General features: G+C 60.9%; 15 protein-coding genes. 7 read left to right on the top strand and 8 right to left on the bottom strand.

What is annotated here, in order from left to right:
• The first annotated feature begins 5 nt into the window (after positions 1–5).
• The 3 genes from BN1936_RS09625 to BN1936_RS09610 all read left to right on the top strand — a co-directional run bounded on the left by BN1936_RS09625 (position 6) and on the right by BN1936_RS09610 (position 4,007).
• Positions 6–1,835 carry a M3 family metallopeptidase gene (locus tag BN1936_RS09625; RefSeq protein ID WP_022444019.1) on the top strand — a complete coding sequence of 610 codons (1,830 nt, stop codon included), beginning with the start codon at positions 6–8 and terminating at the stop codon, positions 1,833–1,835.
• 53 nt (positions 1,836–1,888) lie between these two features.
• Positions 1,889–3,016, top strand: a complete 1,128-nt coding sequence (locus BN1936_RS09620; RefSeq protein ID WP_022444020.1) for a porin — start codon at positions 1,889–1,891, stop codon at positions 3,014–3,016.
• 760 nt (positions 3,017–3,776) lie between these two features.
• Entirely contained in the window at positions 3,777–4,007 is a 231-nt protein-coding gene (locus BN1936_RS09610) for a hypothetical protein (RefSeq protein WP_049687265.1), read from the top strand.
• Positions 4,008–4,246: 239 nt separating this feature from the next.
• Here the strand turns inward: BN1936_RS09610 and BN1936_RS09605 are convergent, their stop codons facing one another.
• The 4 genes from BN1936_RS09605 to BN1936_RS09590 are packed head-to-tail and all read right to left on the bottom strand — an operon-like array spanning position 4,247 to position 10,497.
• On the bottom strand, positions 4,247–5,551 hold the full coding sequence (locus tag BN1936_RS09605) for a TolC family protein (RefSeq protein ID WP_049687264.1): 1,305 nt from the start codon (positions 5,549–5,551) through the stop codon (positions 4,247–4,249).
• The gene (locus tag BN1936_RS09600; protein WP_049687263.1) at positions 5,541–8,819 is read right to left on the bottom strand and encodes an efflux RND transporter permease subunit; all 3,279 of its coding nucleotides are present in this window, start codon (positions 8,817–8,819) and stop codon (positions 5,541–5,543) included. Before BN1936_RS09600 ends, BN1936_RS09605 begins: the two co-directional genes overlap by 11 nt.
• Positions 8,816–9,916: an efflux RND transporter periplasmic adaptor subunit gene (locus BN1936_RS09595; protein WP_022444024.1), complete on the bottom strand. Its 1,101-nt coding sequence runs from the start codon at positions 9,914–9,916 to the stop codon at positions 8,816–8,818. Before BN1936_RS09595 ends, BN1936_RS09600 begins: the two co-directional genes overlap by 4 nt.
• Positions 9,913–10,497, bottom strand: coding sequence for a TetR/AcrR family transcriptional regulator (locus BN1936_RS09590; RefSeq protein ID WP_022444025.1), 585 nt, complete (start codon positions 10,495–10,497; stop codon positions 9,913–9,915). The genes BN1936_RS09595 and BN1936_RS09590 overlap by 4 nt, the downstream gene beginning before the upstream one ends.
• Before the next feature lie 321 nt (positions 10,498–10,818).
• On the opposite strand from BN1936_RS09590, the gene BN1936_RS09585 reads away from it, so the two are divergent.
• Complete coding sequence (locus tag BN1936_RS09585; RefSeq protein WP_022444026.1) at positions 10,819–12,042, top strand: LL-diaminopimelate aminotransferase; 1,224 nt, start codon at positions 10,819–10,821, stop codon at positions 12,040–12,042.
• A 102-nt stretch (positions 12,043–12,144) separates the two neighbouring features.
• Here the strand turns inward: BN1936_RS09585 and BN1936_RS09580 are convergent, their stop codons facing one another.
• The 3 genes from BN1936_RS09580 to earP all read right to left on the bottom strand — a co-directional run bounded on the left by BN1936_RS09580 (position 12,145) and on the right by earP (position 14,795).
• A complete protein-coding gene (locus BN1936_RS09580; RefSeq protein WP_022444027.1) occupies positions 12,145–12,894 on the bottom strand; it encodes a nitroreductase family protein in 750 nt (249 codons plus the stop codon).
• Positions 12,895–12,991: 97 nt separating this feature from the next.
• On the bottom strand, positions 12,992–13,552 hold the full coding sequence (gene efp, locus BN1936_RS09575) for an elongation factor P (protein WP_022444028.1): 561 nt from the start codon (positions 13,550–13,552) through the stop codon (positions 12,992–12,994).
• A gap of 91 nt (positions 13,553–13,643) precedes the next feature.
• The gene (gene earP / locus BN1936_RS09570; protein WP_022444029.1) at positions 13,644–14,795 is read right to left on the bottom strand and encodes an elongation factor P maturation arginine rhamnosyltransferase EarP; all 1,152 of its coding nucleotides are present in this window, start codon (positions 14,793–14,795) and stop codon (positions 13,644–13,646) included.
• Between the two features lie 105 nt (positions 14,796–14,900).
• Here earP and uvrC point away from each other — a divergent pair, with 105 nt between their 5' ends.
• A complete protein-coding gene (uvrC, locus tag BN1936_RS09565; protein ID WP_049687483.1) occupies positions 14,901–16,772 on the top strand; it encodes an excinuclease ABC subunit UvrC in 1,872 nt (623 codons plus the stop codon).
• Between the two features lie 97 nt (positions 16,773–16,869).
• Positions 16,870–17,496, top strand: coding sequence for a CDP-diacylglycerol--glycerol-3-phosphate 3-phosphatidyltransferase (pgsA, locus tag BN1936_RS09560; RefSeq protein ID WP_022444030.1), 627 nt, complete (start codon positions 16,870–16,872; stop codon positions 17,494–17,496).
• A gap of 121 nt (positions 17,497–17,617) precedes the next feature.
• Here pgsA and BN1936_RS09555 read toward each other — a convergent pair whose 3' ends face one another.
• A complete protein-coding gene (locus BN1936_RS09555; protein WP_049687262.1) occupies positions 17,618–19,264 on the bottom strand; it encodes a formate--tetrahydrofolate ligase in 1,647 nt (548 codons plus the stop codon).
• Between the two features lie 408 nt (positions 19,265–19,672).
• Between BN1936_RS09555 and BN1936_RS09550 the strand changes: the two genes are divergently transcribed.
• Positions 19,673–20,431 carry an electron transfer flavoprotein subunit beta/FixA family protein gene (locus BN1936_RS09550; protein ID WP_022444032.1) on the top strand — a complete coding sequence of 253 codons (759 nt, stop codon included), beginning with the start codon at positions 19,673–19,675 and terminating at the stop codon, positions 20,429–20,431.

Genomic DNA, 20,431 nt, shown 5'->3' with positions numbered 1-20,431 from the left:
GAGAAATGACAGAAGCAAGGGAAGAAAACACGTTGCAGGCGCCTGAGTGGCAGATGCAGGATGCCTACGGTGACATCGGCTCGGAGCGCTGGCGCGTTTCCGCCGCACGGGTTGCTGAACTCACCGTGGCGCTTGAAGGCGCGGCCAGGCCGAAGAAAGAGGAGCTGCTCTCCGAGCTCGGCCTTTATGAGGAAGCCCTCATGAGACTGTCTTCGCTTCGGGCCTTCGTGAAGTGCCTAGGGGCGAAAGACTCGACCGATGCGAGAATTGATCCGGAAAATGCAGCGATTGCTCGGGCTGAAGCGAGGCTTGACGCCGCCTCGGCGGGGCTTTTCCAGGCGATCGATGCTCTGGATCGTGGAGACCCGCTCTGGCAGCGCGTGCCGCTTGCGCACTGGCGTTTTGAAATGGACCAGCGCGCGCTGCACTGGAAGCGCCGGCTGCCCGCCAACCTTTGCGAGGAGGAGGCGCAGCGCGAGGCTGCAGAGTTCAAGCCCCTCGGAGCTGAGTTCAAGCGCCTGCAGAAGGAAGTGGCGATCGAGGCCCGCCGCAGCGATGGCACGCCGGTGACGGTTCGAGCGGCCCGCATGGTGGCGATTCTCAAGGGCGATCCGGATCCGGTCCTGCGCGAGACGACGGGCCGGGGGATTGAGCAGCACTACAAGGTGCGGGGAGATGCCTACGCGAAGCTGCTCGCCGCGCTGCACGGCTTTCGGCTCGAGTATTTCGGCCGCGCGGGAGTCTCCGCGCTCGAAGTTTCACTGCACCAGAACCGGCTTTCCCAGGAAGGTCTGGAGGCGATGTTCAGTGCGATCCGCGCTCGGCTCGACGACGTGCGCGCCTGCGTTACGCTACGCGCGCCGTGGCTGGGGCGCAAGGTGCTGCCGTTCTGGGATCTGATGGCCCCTGCGCCGCAGGTCGCTCCTCACGCGGTTCCCCCTCCGATTTCCTATTCGGATGGCTTTGAGACGGTGTGCGGGGCGCTGCGCGCTGTGAGTCCCGAGATCGAAGCGTTCTTTCGGATGATGCGCGAGAAGCGCTGGATCGATGCAAAGCCCTCGAATCGCAAGATTGGGGGAGCCTTCTACTCGCGCTTCGAAGAGTTCCGGATGCCCCGGATTTTCTCAACCTATCAGGGCAGCCTCGCCTCTGTCATCCAGCAGTCTCACGAGATGGGGCATGCCTTTCACTACTGGATCATGCGGGATTTGCCCGCGGTGCAGACGGAGTTTCCTATGACGCTCACGGAAATGGCGAGCACTTTCGACGAGGCTGTGGTGCGCGATTATCTGTACCGGCGCTCTGACCGCGCCGGTCAGTTTGCGATGCTCTGGCAGGATCTAAAGAGCTGGGCTAACTTCATGATGAACGTGCCCGTCCGGTATAGCTTCGAGCTCGAGTTCCTGCGCGAGCGGATCTCGGGCAAGGTGAGTGCCGAGCGGTGCCGGGAGCTCATGACCCGCGCCTGGCATCAGTGGTACGGAGAGAGTGCACTGCCCGACGTGAGTCTCTGGGCCTATAAGCTGCATTACTACAAGACTGATCAGCTGATCTACAACTACCCCTACACTGTGGGCTTTCTGCTTTCTCAAATCCTGCTTCAGAAGTGGCGGGATATGGGGGCGGACTTCTATCCATTCTATGTCCGGATGCTGCGCGACACCGGGCGAATGACGGTCGATCAGCTGGTGCTCGCCCATTTCGGAGCGGACTGCTCGGATCCTCAGTTCTGGCAGACCGCGATGAAGGGACTCGCTGGATCTCTTGAAGCTTTCAGGCAGTATGCGCCGCCCGAGGCAGGGCTGCGGAAGGAGCAGAGCCGCCATGGCCTCTAACGGCATGACGGCGGCTATTTTCACTCAAATCGAAGACAAGAAAAGGAGAGCAAATGAAACTATCGAAACTGACTGTGGCGCTGCTCAGCGCCGTCATGGCGGCTGCCCTGACGATCCCTCAGGCGGCTCGGGCCGCGGCGAAGGTCGAGATGTACGGTCGGGCCGACACGGGTTTGGTCTACACCCATGTTAAGGGGGGGGACGACACCCTTGAAATGAGAAACGGCCGTTCGACCCCACGCTGGGGCTTCAACATGACCGAGGACCTTGGAAATGGCTGGAAGGTAAAGGGTTACCTCGAAGCGGGCTACTACATTGATACCGGTGCGAACACAACTAGCGGCAAGCTGTTTGACCGCCGCTCTATTCTCGCCGTAGATGGTCCCTACGGAGAGCTGGGTGCGGGCCGCGCGGGCACCGTGCAGTCCACCGTGGCGCCTTACTCGATGGGTCTGCTGCGCTATGATCCGTTTGGCACTTCCTACGGCAACGCCTCTATCGGGTCGACCTTTGCGAATTCCTCGCGCGTGAGCAATGGTCTGCACTATCGCTCCCCTTCCCTAGGCGGGTTCCGCTTTGGGGCCTCCTACTCATTGGGTGATACCGATAACGACTCTGTCGAGTGGAACGACAAGAACCACACGTTCGCCCTGGCAGGAAACTACCAGTCGAAGGATCTGTACCTTTCTCTCACCTTTGCCAACGTGGACTCCAAGCACGCGGCGAATAGCCGCAAGCCTGACGCGCGCATGTATCAGCTGGGCGGCTGGTGGGCGGTCACTCCGGCCCTCAAGCTTTTTGCAGGCGCGGGCTATCAGTCGAATTTCTCGACCGGCGGCAAGCTCTCGGCGAGTAAGCTCGACGGCGTGAAGGGTCGCATTGAGGACGGAGGCTTCAACGGCGAGAGTTTCCTACTGGGCGCGACATATACGATAGGCAAGAACAAGTTCATCGCGGATGCCCAGTACTTTACCGGCAAGCTCGCGCGCGACCATGACGTCGACTTCGATCGCACCGTGCTCGCGGCGGCATGGGAGTACTGGTTCAGTAAGAAGGTGATCGGCTACGTTGCGGCCACCCAGTCCTTCACCTCGGGCAAGGCTGAAAAACTTGCCCAAGGAAGGGGCGGCTATGTCTTGGAGGCCACGCAGGTTTTCTTGGGGCTGGATTATCACTTCTGAGCCCTAGCCTTAAGCGGGTTCTGAAAAAGGCGCGGGGGCTGGGCGGCAGGCCCTCGCAGGGGAAGGTCGAAGCGACGCAACTTTTAGGATGGGGGGCGGCTCAGTTCTGAACGCCCCGAGGAAGTTTTTGGCCGTCTGCGGCAACTTGACTTCGTTTCGGTAGAGCATGGTATAGCGTCCCGAGGGCAGGGGCGGCTCGGGGATAAGCCCCCCCGCCCCGAAGCCCGCCCGGGTATACTCCTCGGTGAAGGACAGGGTGTCTGTCTTGACGCTTACCCGCAGTCGCAGTCCCACAGTGGCGAATACCTAGGCAGTCGCTCGTGTTGTTTCCGGACCTGAGGATGACCATAGGTAGCCTGCTCAGATCCTCGAGCGAAAGCGTCCGACCCTCGAGAGTCCCGAAGTTCTTGCGGCTCGCGAAAAAGCTGTAGCGGAAGCACCCGATGTCGTGTTCGGAGAGCAGCGGATCGAGCATCAGCTGCATCCAGTTTTCAATCGTGAGCCGCACTTCTACCTCGGAATGGTGGTGATGAAAGTGGGCGAGCTTGGGCGTGAGGATCGTTTGCAGGATGAGAAAGGGGCAGCCGATTCGCAGTAACCTCGTTTTCTGCGCCCGCAGTCTCCGAACCTTTTTCTCGCCTTTCTCCATAGCTGAGAAAATCGATTCCGGTGCCTCGAGCACTGCGCGGCCTTCTGTCGTGAGGGTTAGCCGTCCGTGAGTGCCGGTAGCCCGTATAAAGGCCTCTAGTTCGGCCACGGCGTGGGAAACCGCGCTCTGCGTGACAAAAAGACGCTTGGCAGCCTCCGGCGCTCCCGCGGCGAGGACGCGGAAGTGCTGCGCTGGCGCAAGAAGACGATGCTGGAGGCGCGCAAACACCACTCGGAGTGCTGGATCGGCGATACCGTGCTGAACTGCACGCCGATCGGGAAGGTGTGGCTTAACCCCGAGAATGGACAGCTGGAGGAAAAGCGCTTGTCCAGGGCTGCTTAAACAAACACTGCAACTTACTTTTTACGAACAATTTTTGCGAAAGATCATTTGACATTCACCGGGAGGTACTCAAGTTGCGGGTGAACCAAGACAAGAGCGGCACCTTTCGTCCGAAAGATTCTATCTTCCTCAGATAGGATTTTTATTTAATGAATCCTAAATTTTGGGAGCAGATCAAACCTGCAGGTAGCGCTTTTGGAAGGAGGTTGAAACGGGCTTTAAACGGCCTCAGGAGGCGTTCAGACCGAGTGGGAGAGCTTCCTGATGCGAAGCCACGCCCGGACGCGTTCTGAGGCCGCGTGAATGACCCGCGCTTCTGCGGCGGACCGCATGGATTCGGCATCCAGCACTTCGGTGTGCGGGGCGAGCCCCGCGCCATAGCGTTCAGAGGTCACGCGGAGATTCTCTTCTGCGAACAGGAGAGAGGATTTGGCGGCATTAAGCCGCGATTCGGTTTCTTCCCAGGAGAGCCACGCGGTTCTCATGTCAAGTCTTAAGACTGACTCCGCCTCAGCCCGGGCATCGGTGAGCGCTCCCGCGGTCTTTTCGCTGGCCGCAGCGCGCGATGACCCGATGCCGCCATCAAATATGGTCCAGGAGACCACCACACCGGCAATCCACCCGGAACTCCGTTCTTCCGTGAGATAGTGCCCGTTCTGCTTCCCGTAGCCTGCGACAAGCGCGGCCTGCGGAAGATTGCGGGCCCGGGCGGCCCCGGCTGCGGCGTCCGCCGCCTTGACCTGTTCTGAGAGCGACGCGAGCTCTGTGCTTGAGCGCACAGCGTCGTCTGTCAGTTCCGGAAGCGTTTCTGAGATGAGCGGCTCCGGAATCGGGTCGAGTGTCACAGGTTCATCGAGCTCCCGCCCGAGAAGCCGGTTATAGGACGCTTCTGCGGTGGAGAGGGCGGTCTTTGCTGCGATCACCGCGTCATGCGCCGTGGCGAGCGCGGATTCGGCGGCATAGAGTTCGTTCTTCACCGCCATCCCTTTTTTAAGCCGCGCCTCGGTCTGTTTCTTATGCGCTGCGACCGCGGCTTCGTGCTTCTCCGCGGCGCGCAGGAGCGCCTCCGCCTCTGCGACCGCCACATAGTGGAGAGACGCCTGATAGCGGACTTCGTTTTCTGTCGTCTTTTCGAAGTAGGACGCGGAGTCTGCCGCGGCTTCTCCCGCTTCGATGAGCTTTGAGATCCGGCCTCCGGTGTAAAGCGGAAGGGCCGCGGATACGGCGTACCCCGTCGTATGGTTCTCGGTCACGGGGACGGACGCCGAGAACCCAAAGAGGTTCACGTTCATCCCGAGCCCGCTCTCAAACCGGAAGTGGTTCGCGGAGAGTGTGACAGACGGCATCCGTTCTGCCTTTGCGGCGTCGAGATTCTCGCGCGCCGCGGCGCTGAGGCTTCCCGCGGCTTTAAGCGGGCGGGACGCGGCAACGGCGGCGTCCGCAGCGGCAGACATCGATTCCGCGGCTGCTGGGGCAGGCGTGAGGGCCGCGAAGACAGCCGCCGCGAGCGGGAGGACGAGTGAAACGGTTCTTTTACTCTTCATCCTTCGCCTCCTTATAGGGCCAGCGCGTGTAGTACCAGTAAAGCATCACCGGAGTGAGCGCCATCGTGAACACCGTGGACGCGATCGTTCCGAAGATGAAGGAGCAGCCAAGGCCGCCGAAAATCGGGTCAATCAGCATGATGATGGAACCGAAAATAATGGAGAGCGACGTGAGAAGAATCGGGCGGAGACGGACAGCGCCGGCGAGCAGCACCGCTTCCCGCACCGAAATCCCTTCCCGCATGTATTCCGTCACAAAGTCTGCGATAAGAAGCGAATTCCGGACGAGGACGCCTGTCAGTGTCACAAGGCCGATCAGCGATGTGGCGGAGAAGATCTGTCCCGTGAGCCAGTGCCCAGGGAAGAGTCCGATAAAGCAGACCGGAATCGCGGACATCACGGCGGCCGGCAGGATAAACGACCGGTAGTACGCGACGAGAATGAAGAAGATCAGCATGACGGCGGCTGAGAGCGCGATAAAGAGATCGTGGTAGCAGTCAAGCGTCATCCGGATCTCGCCATCCCAGAGAAGCTGCACCGGGGCGCGGGAAAGGTCGGCTCGGACTGGCGTGAGGCCGAGGTTTCCGGTCGCGAGACGGTCACCGTTCCCGACCGGCATCCCGTTAAGCCGATGGTTGAGATCGAGCACCGCGTAGGCCGGAACCGAGTTCCCGAGTTCACCGCCAACCAGCACCACCCGCGTGCCGTCTTTATTGAGAATCGGGCGGGGAGCCGTGGTGTGCGTCACACGGACGAGTTCGGAGAGCGGTACATCGAGCCCCAGTTTATTCTTCACGGTGAGACCGCCAAGCTCCGCCGGATCCACCTTGTTCCCATAGTCCGCCCGGAGAATCACGGGCTGCGCGGTCCGTTCGCCCGGCGCGTGTCCGTAGCCCACCGTTTCCCCCGCCGTATAGCGGCGAAGCGCGAGAGCGGCTTCCGCGGGGAAGACACCGGCAAGCGACGCCTTCTCCTGATCCACTTCGAAGCGCGCCTCAGGGATATCGGTCGGTTCCGTGGTCGTCGTCTCCACCATGTCGTACGTGGAGCGGAAGGCGTTTCTCACCTTTTCGCTTGCGGCCCGGAGCTGCTCACCGTCGTTCCCATAGATTTCGGCAAGCACTGTGGCCCGCATCGGGGGTCCCGGCGGATCCTCCACCACCTGGATCGTGGATTCCGGGTACCGGGCGGAGACTTCCTTCAGGTCCTTTCGGAGCTTCGCCGCGATTTCAATCGACGTCCGGTGCCGTTCGCCCTTATCGACGAGATTCACGCGCACCGCGCCGATGTTGCTTCCGGGCTGCGTGCTGCCTCGGAACATGGCGGTGAAGTCGGGGACACCGGGCATCCCGGACCAGGAGAGGACATCCGTCACCTCCGGAATCTGCTTCACGATCGCTTCGGTATCCCGCACCGCGCGGTCCGTCACTTCAAGCGGTGTGCCGTCCGCGAGTTTGAGCGAGACGTTAAAGGTGTTCTTGTCGTCCTTCGGGAGGAACCCGGTCTCAACGCCAAAGAAGGACACCGGTCCCGAGATCCCCTGCGGCCGGATGAACTGCCAGGCGGGCATCAGGAACGAGAGGATGAGAAGGAGCGTGAGCGCCGCGAGGAAGATTTTGGTTCGCTTCGGGTTCCCGACCAGCCACCCGGCGGTCCGATAGTAGAAGTGACCGAGCTTTCCGAGTTTCGGATGGCCGTCCGGGCTTGGTTCTTCCTTATGATCCGGTACCTTCAGGATCCGCTTCGCGGCCCACGGGGCGACGGAATACGCGATGATGAGGGAACTGAACACCGCGGTCGGCACCATGAAGCCGATCGGGAAGAAGTACTGCTTCGGCATCCCGGAGAGCGACGGAATCAGCGTGTAGAAAACCAGCATCACGGTGAAGGTCGCGAGGATCGTCGGGTAGCCGATTTCAGAGACCGCGCGGGCGGCGAGCGTCGCGCGGTCCGCGGTGGGATCCGCCGCGTAATGCCGGTCGATATTCTCAATCACCACGATTGAGTCATCGACGAGGAGCCCGAGCGCGATCACAAACCCAAAGAGCGACACCCGGTTGATCGTGAGCCCTGCCGCCTCATTGATGAAGAGCGTGAGCGACAGAATGAGCGGGATCGTGATCCCGGTGATGCAGGCCGCGCGGAACCCGAGGAATATCCAGGTGATCGCGAAGACCGCGGCAATCGACACCGCGATATGACCGATCACGGAGTTCACGGCTTCGTTCGCCTTCGCGCCGTCGTTACGCGTGATGATGAGGTGAACATCTTTCGGAAGGAACTGCTCCTGCATCCGGTGGATGCGGCCGAGCATCGCTTCTGTCGCCACGACGGCGTTGGTGCCCTTTTTCTTCGCCGCCACGAAGGTGACAGAAGGGGCTTCGCCCGCGGCAGACTTCGCGAGTTTGGAAGCCGGTCCCGGAGCCCAGCGGCTGAGGGCCGTGCGTTCGGATGACGGCCCGTCAGTCACTTCCGCCACATCCTGCAGAAGCACTGGCCGCCCTGCGGGAGACGCGATCACGAGACGCTTCAGGTCGGCTGCGGATGTCACAAAGCCGTCGTAGCGAAGCGTGCGGCCGGTATCCGCCGCCGCTTCAGCGCCAAGCGGCGCCGCGATATTCGTGGTTTTGAGGGCGAGCCGCACGGCTTCAGCCGGGATCCCGAAGGATGCGAGTTTCTTCGGATCCATCGTGACCTCAAACTCCCGCGTCCGGCCGTCGTAAACGTAGGACGTGGAGACATCCTTGAGGCTTGTGAGCCCCTCCACAAACCGCTCGGCGATCCGCCGCAGCGCGTAGTCGTCGTAGCCGCCGCCCGTGAGTGTTACGGCGAGAATCGGCACGTCATCCGCGTCCGCGCTGATGATCCGGGCGTCTGATGCTTCTTTCGGGAATTCGTTCCTCGCGCTCCGGAAGCGGTCGTAAAGCTTCACGAGACTCGCTTCCTTGTTTTCATTCACTTTGTACTGCACGCTGATCACGGCAGCCGAATCCATCGCGGTTGAAAACACATGATCAACCCCTGGGATCTGGTTGATCACGCGTTCCGCGGGCTTCACGATGAGGTCCTCGATTTCGGCGGGCTTCGCGCCGGGGAGCGTGATGATCACTTCGGCGGCCGGCATCGAGATCTGCGGGTTCTCTTCGCGGGGCGTGGTGAGCATGGCGATGATGCCGGCGGCAAGTGACGCGATGATGATGAGGATCGTGAGTTTTGAGTCCACGAACCATCGCGCGAAGCGACCGGGAAGATTCAGCGGCTTACTCACGGCGCGGCTCCGGCTGCGGCGGCAGGATCAGGTATCGCTTTTACCGGTGCGCCGTCCGTAAGCGATGAAGGCGGGGATTTGATGAGAATCTCATCTCCCTTCAGCCCGGCATCGGCTTCACGCGATCCGTCAGGGAGCGTGGTGCCAAGCCTCAGCCAATGGAATTCCGCGTGTCCGTCCCGGATCACAAAGCAGCCATCCAGCCCTCCCCGGTTCGTGATCGCGGATTTCGGAATAAAGATGCCTTTTTCGGACGCGTTACCGGCGATCGCGGCGCGGCCGAACGTCCCGGTGAGAATCCGGTCTCCCTTCGGGAGCGCGATTTTCACCACTCCAGTGCGGGTCACGGGGTCCGCGGAATGCACGGCCTGTGTGACGGTGCCTTTGATGGGGGCCGTCCGGCCATCCAGCGTCACAGCCGCGGGGTCGCCCGGTTTCACGGAGCCGAGGAGCTCGGCTGGCAAATGAATCTCAAACACCTGGCCGTCCAGCGACTCGAGTGTCACGATCGGAAGCCCCGGGACCGCGAGCGTTCCGGGCTGCAGCTGAATCGAGAGAACGCGCGCCGATTCCGGAGCCCGGATCACGGCGTCACCGAGGCGCTCGTTCGCCTGCGTAAGGCGGGCGCGCGCGGCGCGGAGCGTTTCAGCCGTCTGGTCCCGGAGGAGCTTCACTTTGCGGAGCTCGATTTCGCTCGCTGCTTCATCCCGGTATAGCCCCTCAAACTTCTGTACATCGGTTTCCGCGTCGCGGAGCCGGATCGAGGCGGCCTTCACATCCGCGTAGGCCTGCTCACGGATCGAGCGGACGTCAGAGTCATCGAGCACCGCAATCACTTCACCCCGCTTCACGAGATCCCCTTCCTGATGAGGAACGGACCGAATGTAGGCGGGGAGGCGGGATGCCATGGGGAGGAGGCGTGAGGCGGCAACAGACCCCGGAAATTCTCTCGGGGCGCTCGTTTCTGTCACCGGGCGGATCGTTTCCACCTGGAGCGGCTCAGCCTTTCTGTCCGCCGCGGGGCTCCCCGGCTGATCAGAGCACCCGGAGAGGATGAGCGGTATCGCGAGAAGCGCGGCGAGAAAACCGGATTTCATGACGCGTCCCCAATCTTCAGCACCCGGATGAGGTGGTCGGCGTAGGCCACAGGGGAGGGCGTTTCCTTCGCGATCCCCGGAAGGTGAAGCCGCATATCGGAAAGCGTATAGGCGTAAGAGCAGGAAGCGATGAGGGAAAGCGTGATTTCGCCTGAGTCAAGCTCAGGCCAGATCTTCGCGGCTTCGGATTGGAAGAGCCTGAAGCCTTCGCCGAACACCCCTTCCCCGAGCACCTTGCCCCGCTCCTTATCCTCGTCGATCAGCGACCGGAGAAGGAGGCGGCCTCGGTCCTGATCCTCGTAGAGCGCCCGGCAGAGTTCAGTGAGGAGGGCTCGGAGCCGTTCCACAGGCTTCCGGTGCGATTTCACCGCGGCTTTGAGGTTCGCGATCGTGCCTTCCGCCGTGCGCTCCAGCACCGCGAGATACAGCTCATCCTTACTCGTGAAGTGGTAATAGAGCGCGGCCTGTGTGAGTCCGAGAGCGTCCGCGATGTTTCGCATCGTGACGCCATCAACCCCCCGTGAGGCGAAGAGGCTCTTTGCGGCTGCGATGAAGTCGTCCCGATTTCTGGATCCCGGCATGTCTGCTCCCCTGTTATGCTTATGGCTATGCGTTAAGCCCTTTCGTGTCCTATTCGGACGGAAGGGCTTTTTTACTGATTGATTAGTAAGTAAATTATAGAACAGCGGGAGTTTTCAGGCCGTTATCCCGCAGGGCACGAGATATGGCGGAGGATATTGCGGAAACTTCCCGTATTTCGGGTCCCGTTTGGCGCTTCAAGGCACCTCAATTCCGTTAAACTCGAAATTCACCAGAAAAACTTTTATCCCCTGCTCGTCTGAGCACGGTCTTCAATACCGAAGGCGCTGCTCCGGGCTCAAAAAAACTGATAAAGAAACATCATGACAACTGTTAACGGCAATTTTCTCAAGTTCCCTGGCGTCTATCTCTTCCAGGAAATCGCTCATCAGGTCGCGGCCTTCAAGAAGACGGCTCCCGAGAAGCGCGTGATCAGCCTGGGTATCGGTGACGTGACGCAGCCTCTCGCCCCCGCGGTGATCCGCGCGCTGCACTCTGCCGTGGACGAGATGGGGAATGCGGCGACCTTCCGCGGTTACGGCCCCGAGCAGGGCTACGCGTTCCTTCGCGAAGCGATCGCGAAGAATGACTATCAGGACCGCGGCATCAAGGTGGACGCGTCTGAAATCTTTGTGAGCGACGGCGCGAAGTCGGATGTCGGCAGCATCCAGGAGCTCTTCTCGAACGACGCCGTGATTGCCGTGACGGATCCGGTGTACCCGGTTTACGTGGACTCGAACGTCATCGCCGGCCGCGCCGGTGACTACGTGAACGGCAAGTGGTCGAACATCGTTTACCTGCCCTGCACGAAGGCGAACGGTTTTGTGCCGGAGTTCCCGAAGGTCCGTCCGGATGTGATCTACCTCTGCTACCCGAATAACCCGACAGGCACGGTGCTCACGCGTGACGCGCTGAAGGCCTGGGTCGACTATGCCCGCCGCGAAGGCAGCGTGATTCTGTACGACTCCGCCTACGAAGCCTACATTACGGAACCCGGCGTCCCGCACAGCATCTATGAAATTGAGGGTGCCCGCGAGGTGGCGATCGAATTCCGCAGCTTCTCGAAGACCGCCGGTTTCACGGGTCTCCGCTGCGCCTACGTGGTGGTGCCGGAAGAACTGAAGATCTCGGACGGCAAGGGCGGCCAGGTCGCTCTGAAGCCCCTCTGGAGCCGCAGAAACGGTACGAAGTACAACGGCTGCCCCTATATCGTGCAGCGCGCCGCCGAAGCGGTGTATTCCGAAGAAGGCAAGCAGGAAATCCGCCAGACGATCGGGATCTATCAGAAGAACGCCGCGGTGATGCATGAAGGCCTCACCCGCATGGGTCTTGAAGTGATCGGCGGGAAGAACGCCCCGTACCTCTGGGTCGCGACGCCGGAAGGCACGGACTCCTGGGGCTTCTTCCATAAGGTGCTCGAGAACGCCGCCGTGGTCTGCACGCCGGGTGTCGGTTTCGGCGCTGCCGGTGAAGGCTATGTCCGTATGACCGCGTTCGGTTCTCCCGCAGACACCGTTGAAGCGCTGGAGCGTCTCGCGAAGATCTGATGATCTGACGCGGACCGCGTAAGACAAAAAGCCGCAGGTTTCACGCCTGCGGCTTTTCGCTGTCTGGATTTCGCCGGATGTGTATTCCGGAGAAAAGTGTGCTTAGAGCGTGTGTCCGACAGACTGCGACGCGATCACGATCTGGCGGGGTTTAAGCGAGAGCGCCTCGCGCGCCGCGCCTCGGTCAAGCGTAATGCGGCAGACGGTGCCAAGCCCCATCGCGGCGCAGGCGAGGTAACAGGCCTGCACTTTAGCGCCGACATCGATCATCACGGCATTCCGGACCGAGGACTGGGTCCAGGTGCCGATCCGCTTGAAGCGGTCGCTTCGGATAAAGGCGAGGAATTCACTTGCGGACTCGGTCGCGCGGATCGTTGTGCTCTCGAGATTCGCGACATAGACGAGGTGCACCGGAGCGCGGGAGACGAGCGGATCCACCGGGGCGACGGCGGTTCTGAGATCGCCTCCCTTGATGAAGCGGAGACTCGTCCGCTCCGGTTCCCAGAGCCAGACGCCGTTTGATTTCACGACATAGATCTCAATCCCCTGCCAGTTGAAGGGAGAGGGTGTCGTGCGGCGGCCGTCCTTCCGGTTGATGCCGTCTGTCGCCCAGAGGAGGTTCGAGAGCATCTGATCGGAAATCGTCTGCTCGGCGAACTGCCGGTCAGTGTGCCGGTTCATGAGCGCCTCGGTGAGAGACACCGTCATCGGATCCGGAATCGGAAGCGGGCGGAAAATGCCAAGGTCTGCCGCGTTTCGCTTCCGGAGCGGATCCGTTACCGCTTCCGTGAGTTTGATCTGCAGCGCGCGGCTCTTATAGCCAAGCTTCTTCAGTTGTTTCTTGAGCGACATCGCGAAAAATGTCCTGAGATTAAGAAAAGGGCCTGAAGCGGAACTTCAGGCCCTGTGCAGCAAATCGGTGCCGGAGTCTCTCCGGCCCGGCGCGGAATTACTTCACGCGGTTGCTGTACTCACCCGTACGGGTGTCGATTTCAATCTTGTCGCCGACGTTGATGAAGGCGGGAACCTGCAGTTCGTAGCCGGTGTCCTTCAGCTTGGCGGGCTTCATCACCTTGCCGGAGGTGTCACCCTTGACGGCGGGCTCGGTGTAACCGATTTCACGGACGAGCTTCGTCGGGAGTTCGACGGAGATCGGCTGGCCGTTGTAGAAGGTGAGTTCGCCAGGCATTTCTTCCTGGAGATACTTCTTCGCTTCTTCCATGGCATCCTCGCCGACTTCGTACTGGTTGTAGTCAGCGTCCATCCAGACGTAGGACGGATCAGCGTAGTAGGAGTAGGTCACTTCCTTGCGCTCGAGAACGAGGTCTTCGAACTTGTCGTCAGCGCGGTACACGGTTTCCGTGTTGGCGCCAGTGAGAAGATTGCGCATCTTCATCTTGACGGTAGAGGCGCCACGGCCACCCTTGGAATAGACAGCCTTAACAACGACCATCGGTTCTTTACCGACCATGAAGACGTTGCCGGCGCGGAGTTCCTGTGCGGTTTTCATAGATGTACTTTTACCTTTAATAATGCCTGGCACATAAGGGTTGCATCGAGATCGGCAAACGAAAGCCCGGCATGAAAGAATTTCAAGCTAACTATTTTAGTCCTTTTTTGGCAGCCGTTGCGACCGCACGGGTGAGGGATCCCAGAGATGCGAGATGGCGGGACCAGAGCAGGCTGCCGTGCGTGAGTTCGGGCGTGAGATCCCGGAACCGGGACCAGAGACCCGGAGTGAGCGACGCCTGATTCCATCCGAGACTCGTTTCCCGCCAGACGCGGGCCGCGTCTTCCCCATACTCCACCGCCATCCGGTCGAGGAACGCGTTCAGTTTCACGATATGCGTGTCCTCATCCTGCGGGTAGATCGTCCAGAGGAAAGGTTTCCCCGCGAGCTGCGCCCGGACAAACGAATCTTCGCCCCGGATAATCAGCGCGTCGCATGCCCAGAGCACCCGGTCGAACGACTCCTGCGGAACCGCGGGGACGGGAGAAAAGGTGATCTGCGGAGCGCTGAGCCGGCTTAGCGCCTCTCCCAGCATCTCTCCCGCGCGGCCTGGTGCCGCGATCACCTGCACGGGGCGGGGGTCGGACGCAAGCGCTTCGGCGAGCTGCCCGATCGGCGCCGTGGGGTACGAGAAAAAGAAGAGATTAAACGGGGCGTCGGGCTTCTTCGCGCCGAGAGTTTCAAGAAGCGAATGCCGGTCAGAGGCGGAAAACCGGTCCCGGGCGTCTAGCAGTCCGTGCTCAATCATCACGCCCCCCGTGCGGCGGGTGAATCCCGGGAAGAGGAAGGTCTTCGTGACGGGGAGCCTCGGGTGAGGTGAGGGGAGACCGTGACACTCTTCCACCCAGTCTTCGGCGGAGAGGTATTCGAGATTCAGCCACGCGACTTTGTGCCCGCGGAGTGTTTCCCGCGCGATCGCTTCTTCAAAACTGTCAGGAAGCCGGCAGCCGAAGGTTTCAATCACGACGTCAGAGGGCACCGCGGTTTCCGAGTCTTCCCAGCGTCGGACGAGGATGCCGGACGATGAAGCGCCGGATGCTGGGAGCTCTGGCGGGACGCCGGATGAGATTTTGGAAAGCGTCACCGCGTCGTCGATATAAAGGGTCACCTGGAACCCTTCCTCTTCCGAGAGTCCGCGGGCGAGCCGCCAGCAGACTCCGGCATCTCCGAAGTTATCGATCACGTGGCAGAATATGTCGCACGTCACCCGGGGCTCAATCGTTTTTCCTGCAGCCTCTATCATTCGTTACCGTCCGGTTGTCTCTTAAGTTTCTTGCCGGCCGCGGAGCAGGGTGAAGCGCAACGCTTCCCGGCCGCTTCCGCTGCCTTCGATCAGGTTAAATATGTCATGCCAAAGGGAATCCCTCCAGCCGATTTTGATTATCAGGCGATCCTGAAGAATCTGCCGCCGCTTCCCGGCGTGTACCGCTATTTTGATGCGGATGACAACTGCCTGTATGTCGGAAAGGCGCGCGATCTGAAGCGCCGGGTCTCAAGCTACTTCCAGAAGAGCGACCTCTCGCCCCGCATCGCGCTGATGGTGTCGCAGATTCACCGGCTGCAGACGACAGTGACGCGGTCAGAGGCCGAGGCGCTGCTCCTTGAGCATAACCTCATCAAGTCGCTCGACCCGAAGTACAACATCGTTTTCCGGGATGACAAAACCTATCCCTACCTGAAGATCGGGAATGAAGAATACCCGAGGATCAGCTTTTACCGCGGCGGCGTCGATAAGAAGAGCTCCTTCTTCGGCCCCTTCCCGAACAGTGCCGCGGTCCGGAATTCCATCTCGATCCTGCAGAAGGTGTTTCTTCTCAGAACCTGCGAGGAGGGTGTCTTCCAGAACCGGTCGCGCCCCTGCCTTCTCGGGCAGATCGGGCGCTGCTCCGCGCCCTGCGTCGGGAATATCTCAGCGGAAGACTACGCGCGCGACGTGAAGCGCGCGAAGCGGTTCCTCGAAGGGAACAGTTCTGAAATCCTGAATGAGCTCCAGGGCCAGATGGCAAAGGAAGCGTCTGAGCTGCGGTTTGAGGCGGCCGCGGCGACACGGGACAAGATCGCGTCGCTTTCCACGGTCCTTGAGGGGCAGACGGTGGAAACGACAGGCGGCGACACGGATGCCGATATTCTCGCGGTTTATATCAAGTCGGGCGCTGCCTGCGTGAATCTTGCGATGGTGCGGGGAGGCCGGCATCTCGGTGATCAGGCGTTCTTCCCGACACTCGCACGCGGCACCGCGGCGGAGGATCCGGGCGAAGTGCTTGAAGCCTTTGTGTCGCACCACTACGAGAACCTTCCTGTGCCGACGCTTGTGATTACGGCGGACGCCAGGAATCCGGAAGAGATGTCGTCACTCCTCACCGAAATCGCCGGACGCCGGGTCCCGGTGATCCATGATCCACAGGGACCGAGAAAGCGGTGGCTCGAGATGGCGCAGGCGAATGCCCGCATTGCGCTCGAAAGCCGCCTCGCGATCGAGCAGAACGAAACCGCGCGCCTGAAGCAGCTTTCTGACGCGCTCGGCATGATGCCTGAGAGCGGCGACCTCCGGGACTTCCGGATGGAGTGCTTCGATATCAGCCACACGTCAGGCGAAGCGACGATTGCGTCCTGTGTCGTGTTCCGGAACTTCAAGATGGATAGCTCGGAATACCGGCGATTCAATATCGATGACGTGAAGGCAGGGGACGACTACGCGGCCATGAAGGAAGTGGTGACAAGGCGTTACCTTCCCGTGTCCCGGGGAGAGGCGGTGCTCCCGACCGTGGTGCTGATTGACGGCGGCCGCGGTCAGGTCGAGATGGCGCGCGAAGTGTTTGAGGACCTGGGGCTTGATACGTCGCATATCGTCGGCGTCGCGAAGGGCGAAGGCCGCAAGGTGGGCCTTGAGACGCTAGTCTTCCCGAAGGACAGCGGCCGCGCGCCGCTCGTGCTCGGAGAGCATTCGGCCGCGCTGATGCTCGTCGCCGAGGTGCGTGACGAAGCTCACCGCTTCGCGATCACCGGCATGCGGGCCCGCCGCGCGAAGACCCGGAACCGGAGCCAGCTCGAGGATATCGAAGGGATCGGCGCGAAGCGCCGCTCGAGGCTTCTCGCCCGTTTCGGCGGCATGAAGGGTCTGAAGAACGCGTCGGTAGAGGAAATCGAAACGGTTGACGGCATTTCGAAAAAACTCGCCGAGAAGATCTATCTCAGCCTTCACGGCGAGGCGTCTGCCTGACGATCCGTGTGAAAAGGAGAAGTTTCGCGCCCTTAAAGCGCTAGAATGTTCCCGCGTGTTGTTATTCAGCTCTATCGCAAAGGCTCTTGTCGTACCAATGGATTCAAATTCCCCCACCGCTTCCGCCCCGAAGGAAAGAAAACGCTTCAACGTGCCCATGGCGCTCACCTGGACCCGTGTCGCTCTCATTCCCTTCGTAGTCGGCGTTTTCTATATTCCGTTCCTCAGCCAGCATGCCCAGAACGTGATTGCGTGCGTGATTTTCTGCGTGGCGGCGATCACGGACGCGCTCGATGGCTATATCGCCCGGAAATACGATCTCACGACGCCGATGGGGGCGTTCCTGGATTCAGTCGCGGATAAGCTCCTCGTCTGCGCGGCGATCATCGCGCTGCTCGCGCTCGACCGCGTCGGGATGCTGGTCGCGCTCATCATTGTCGGCCGCGAAATCGCGGTGACGGGGCTCCGCGAATGGATGGCGAAGATCGGCGCGTCCTCCCACACCAAGGTGAACTGGTACGGAAAAGTGAAGGCGATCGCCCAGATGGTGTCGATCCCGCTGCTCCTCTGGTACGACCCGCTCGGGCCCATCAATATCGGGGAAATCGGTTCCTGGCTTATCTGGATCGCCGTGATCCTGACGCTTTATTCGCTCGTGATCTACACGAAGGCCGCGATACCGTTCCTTTACCCGGATGAGAAGCTGAAGAATCAGGACCGCTGAGAAAAAAGTTTTCGGATACAAAAAAACGGACCGCAGTTCGAAAAGCTGCGGTCCGTCTTTTTATGGGGTTTTCAGTCCGCCCGGCCTTCTGAAGGCGGGGCGGAGAGCAACTGTCTGACGCTTAGGAGAGGCCCGCGATCTGACCGTTCTTCACGTCGATCTTGAAGGCGTTCGGAGCCTTCGGGAGACCCGGCATGCGGAGGATGGAGCCCGTCGTCACGACAACGAACCCAGCGCCCGCGTTGAGGATCAGGCGTTCAACCGGGATGCGGAACCCCTTCGGAGCGCCGAGGCGCTTCGCGTCATGCGTAAGAGAAAGCGGAGTCTTCGCGATGCAGACCGGGAGACGGCCGAAGCCCCACTCCTCAATCTGCTTCAGATCCTTCTTCGCCTTTTCGGAGAGATCAAAGCCATCCGCGCCGTAGCAGCGGGTGACGACCGACTGGATCTTGTCGAGAATCGGAGCGTCAGCTTCGTAGGCGAAGTTGATCGGCTTCGGGTCGCCTTCGCAGGCCGCGACCACTTCGCGCGCGAGATCCATGGCACCTTCGCCGCCCTTTGCGAAACCATCCGAAATCGCGAACCGCGCGCCGAATTCCTTCACGCGGCTGCGGACGATTTCGACTTCCGCCTCATCGTCGTTTGCGAAGTGATTCAGGGCGACGACGACGTTCGGGCCGAAGGCCTGCATGTTGCGGATGTGGTGATCGAGGTTGCAAAGGCCCTTCTTCAGCGCTTCAGGATTCGTTTCACCGATCTCGGCAAGCGGCACGCCGCCGTGCCAGTGGAGAGCGCGGAGGCTCGTGACGAGCACCGTGGCGCTCGGGTGGAGGTCAGCGGAGCGGCACTTGATATCGAAGAACTTCTCAGCGCCGAGTTCAGAACCGAAGCCTGCTTCCGTGATCGCGTAGTCGCCGACCGTAAGAGCGGCTTCCGTCGCGGCAACCGAGTTGCAGCCGTGGGCGATGTTCGCGAACGGGCCGCCATGAATGAAGGCGGGGCCGCCTTCGATCGTCTGAACGAGGTTCGGCTTCGTCGCCTCAAGGAGCAGCGCCATCAGAGCGCCCGTGCAGCCCACTTCACCGCAGGTGAGCGGCGTGCCGTCTTTCTTCGTCGCGACGACGAGCTTATTGATGCGGGCGCGGAGGTCGTCCTCGTTCTTCGCGAGGCAGAGCACGGCCATCAGTTCGGAGGCCACCGTGATATCGAAACCGGTTTCCGCCGGAATGCCGTTCGCGGAGCCGCCGAGACCCGTCACGATGAAGCGGAGGTGACGGTCATTCATGTCGAGCACGCGCTTCCAGGTGATTTCCTTGATGTTCAGCTGGTCGCGGTAGCGGCAGTTATCGAGGACCGCGGCGAGGAGGTTGTTCGCGGACGTGATCGCGTGGAAGTCGCCCGTGAAGTGGAGGTTGATCGACTCCATCGGGAGAACCTGAGAGTAGCCGCCGCCGGCCGCGCCGCCCTTCATGCCGAAGCACGGGCCGAGAGACGGTTCGCGGAGCGCGAGGCAGGAGTTCTTCCCGATCTTGCGGAGGCCCTGGGCGAGGGCGATCGAAGTCGTGGTCTTTCCGGAGCCGGCCGGCATGCCGGACGTCGCCGTCACGAGGATCAGTTTCCCGTGGGGCTTACGCTCCGGGTTCAGATGAACCTTCGCCTTGTCACGGCCGTAGGGTTCGAATTCGGCATCAGTCAGACCGATTTCGTGCGCGAGCTGCTCAATCGGTTTCAGTTTGACGGAATGCGCGATTTCAATATCAGAAAGCATGGATATCTCCTCAAGAGATTACTTGGATAACAAAAAGAGAAAAACACGAATCTGACACGGCCGGCGGTTTGAACCAGCATCCGGAAGGAGGCAAACACACACTCAGCAGGACTTCCGGGAGGAACGAACAGCGGGCGGGGCCGCGGATAGCCGGGAAAGAGCGCGGGATCAGCGCTCACATCCGGATCACGGCAACATCTTTTTATTCTGACAGATTAAACGGGCTCTGTGGGCAGCGAACCCCGATATTTGGGACTCCCGGTTACGGATGGCTCTACGCCGAAAGTCGCATTTTTTAATCCGGATCCCGGATTTCTGTCCCTTTATAATTCCTGCCATCTCTTAAACAGAAGGCGCTTCGCGCGGAACTCCCCGAAGCGCCCTGAAAGCGCAAGGAGTTTTTTCATAATGAAGGTGCTGGTCGCAGTAAAGCGAGTTGTTGACTACAACGTGAAGGTCCACGCTCTGCCTGACGGCAGCGGGCTTGATATTGATAAGAAGCCCATGGTCAAGCGTTCGATGAACCCCTTTGATGAAATCGCGGTTGAGGCGTCCGTGCAGCTGAAGGAAGCCGGCAAGGCGGACGAAGTGGTTGCCGTGACGATCGGTGACGCGAAGGCGGTTGATACGCTCCGCGTCGCGCTCGCGATGGGCGCTGACCGCGGCATTCATGTGAAGACGGACGAGGCGCTTGGGCCGCTCGCCGTGGCCCGCATTCTCGCAGCCGTGATCGGGAAAGAGAATCCGGATGTGATCGCGTTTGGCAAGCAGGCGATTGATGATGACGCCGAGCAGACCGGCGCGATGACGACTGCGCTCCTTGATCTGCCGTTCGGACCGAACGCCGATAAGATCGCGATCGAAGACGGCGCGCTTGTCGTGAGCTCCCAGACGGGTGACGGCACGGAAGTCCGCGCTCTCACGCTTCCGGCCGCGTTCGCGGCGGATCTCCGGCTCGCTGAGCCCCGCTACGTCACGCTGCCGAGCATGATGAAGGCGAGAAAGAAGCCTGTCGAAACGATTGAAGCCGCGTCCCTTGGCACCGATACCGCGCCGAAGCTCGCGGTCACCGCGTATGAAGCCCCCGCCGCCCGCAAGGCCGGCGTCAAGGTTTCCAGCGTCGCGGAACTCGTTGACAAGCTCCGCAACGAAGCGAAGGTCCTCTAA

Origin of the sequence: Dakarella massiliensis (genome assembly GCF_001182045.1) — a bacterium.
In the GTDB taxonomy this organism is placed as follows: Bacteria; Pseudomonadota; Gammaproteobacteria; order Burkholderiales; family Burkholderiaceae_F; genus Mesosutterella; species Mesosutterella massiliensis.
This window is presented reverse-complemented; position numbering and strand designations above follow the sequence as displayed.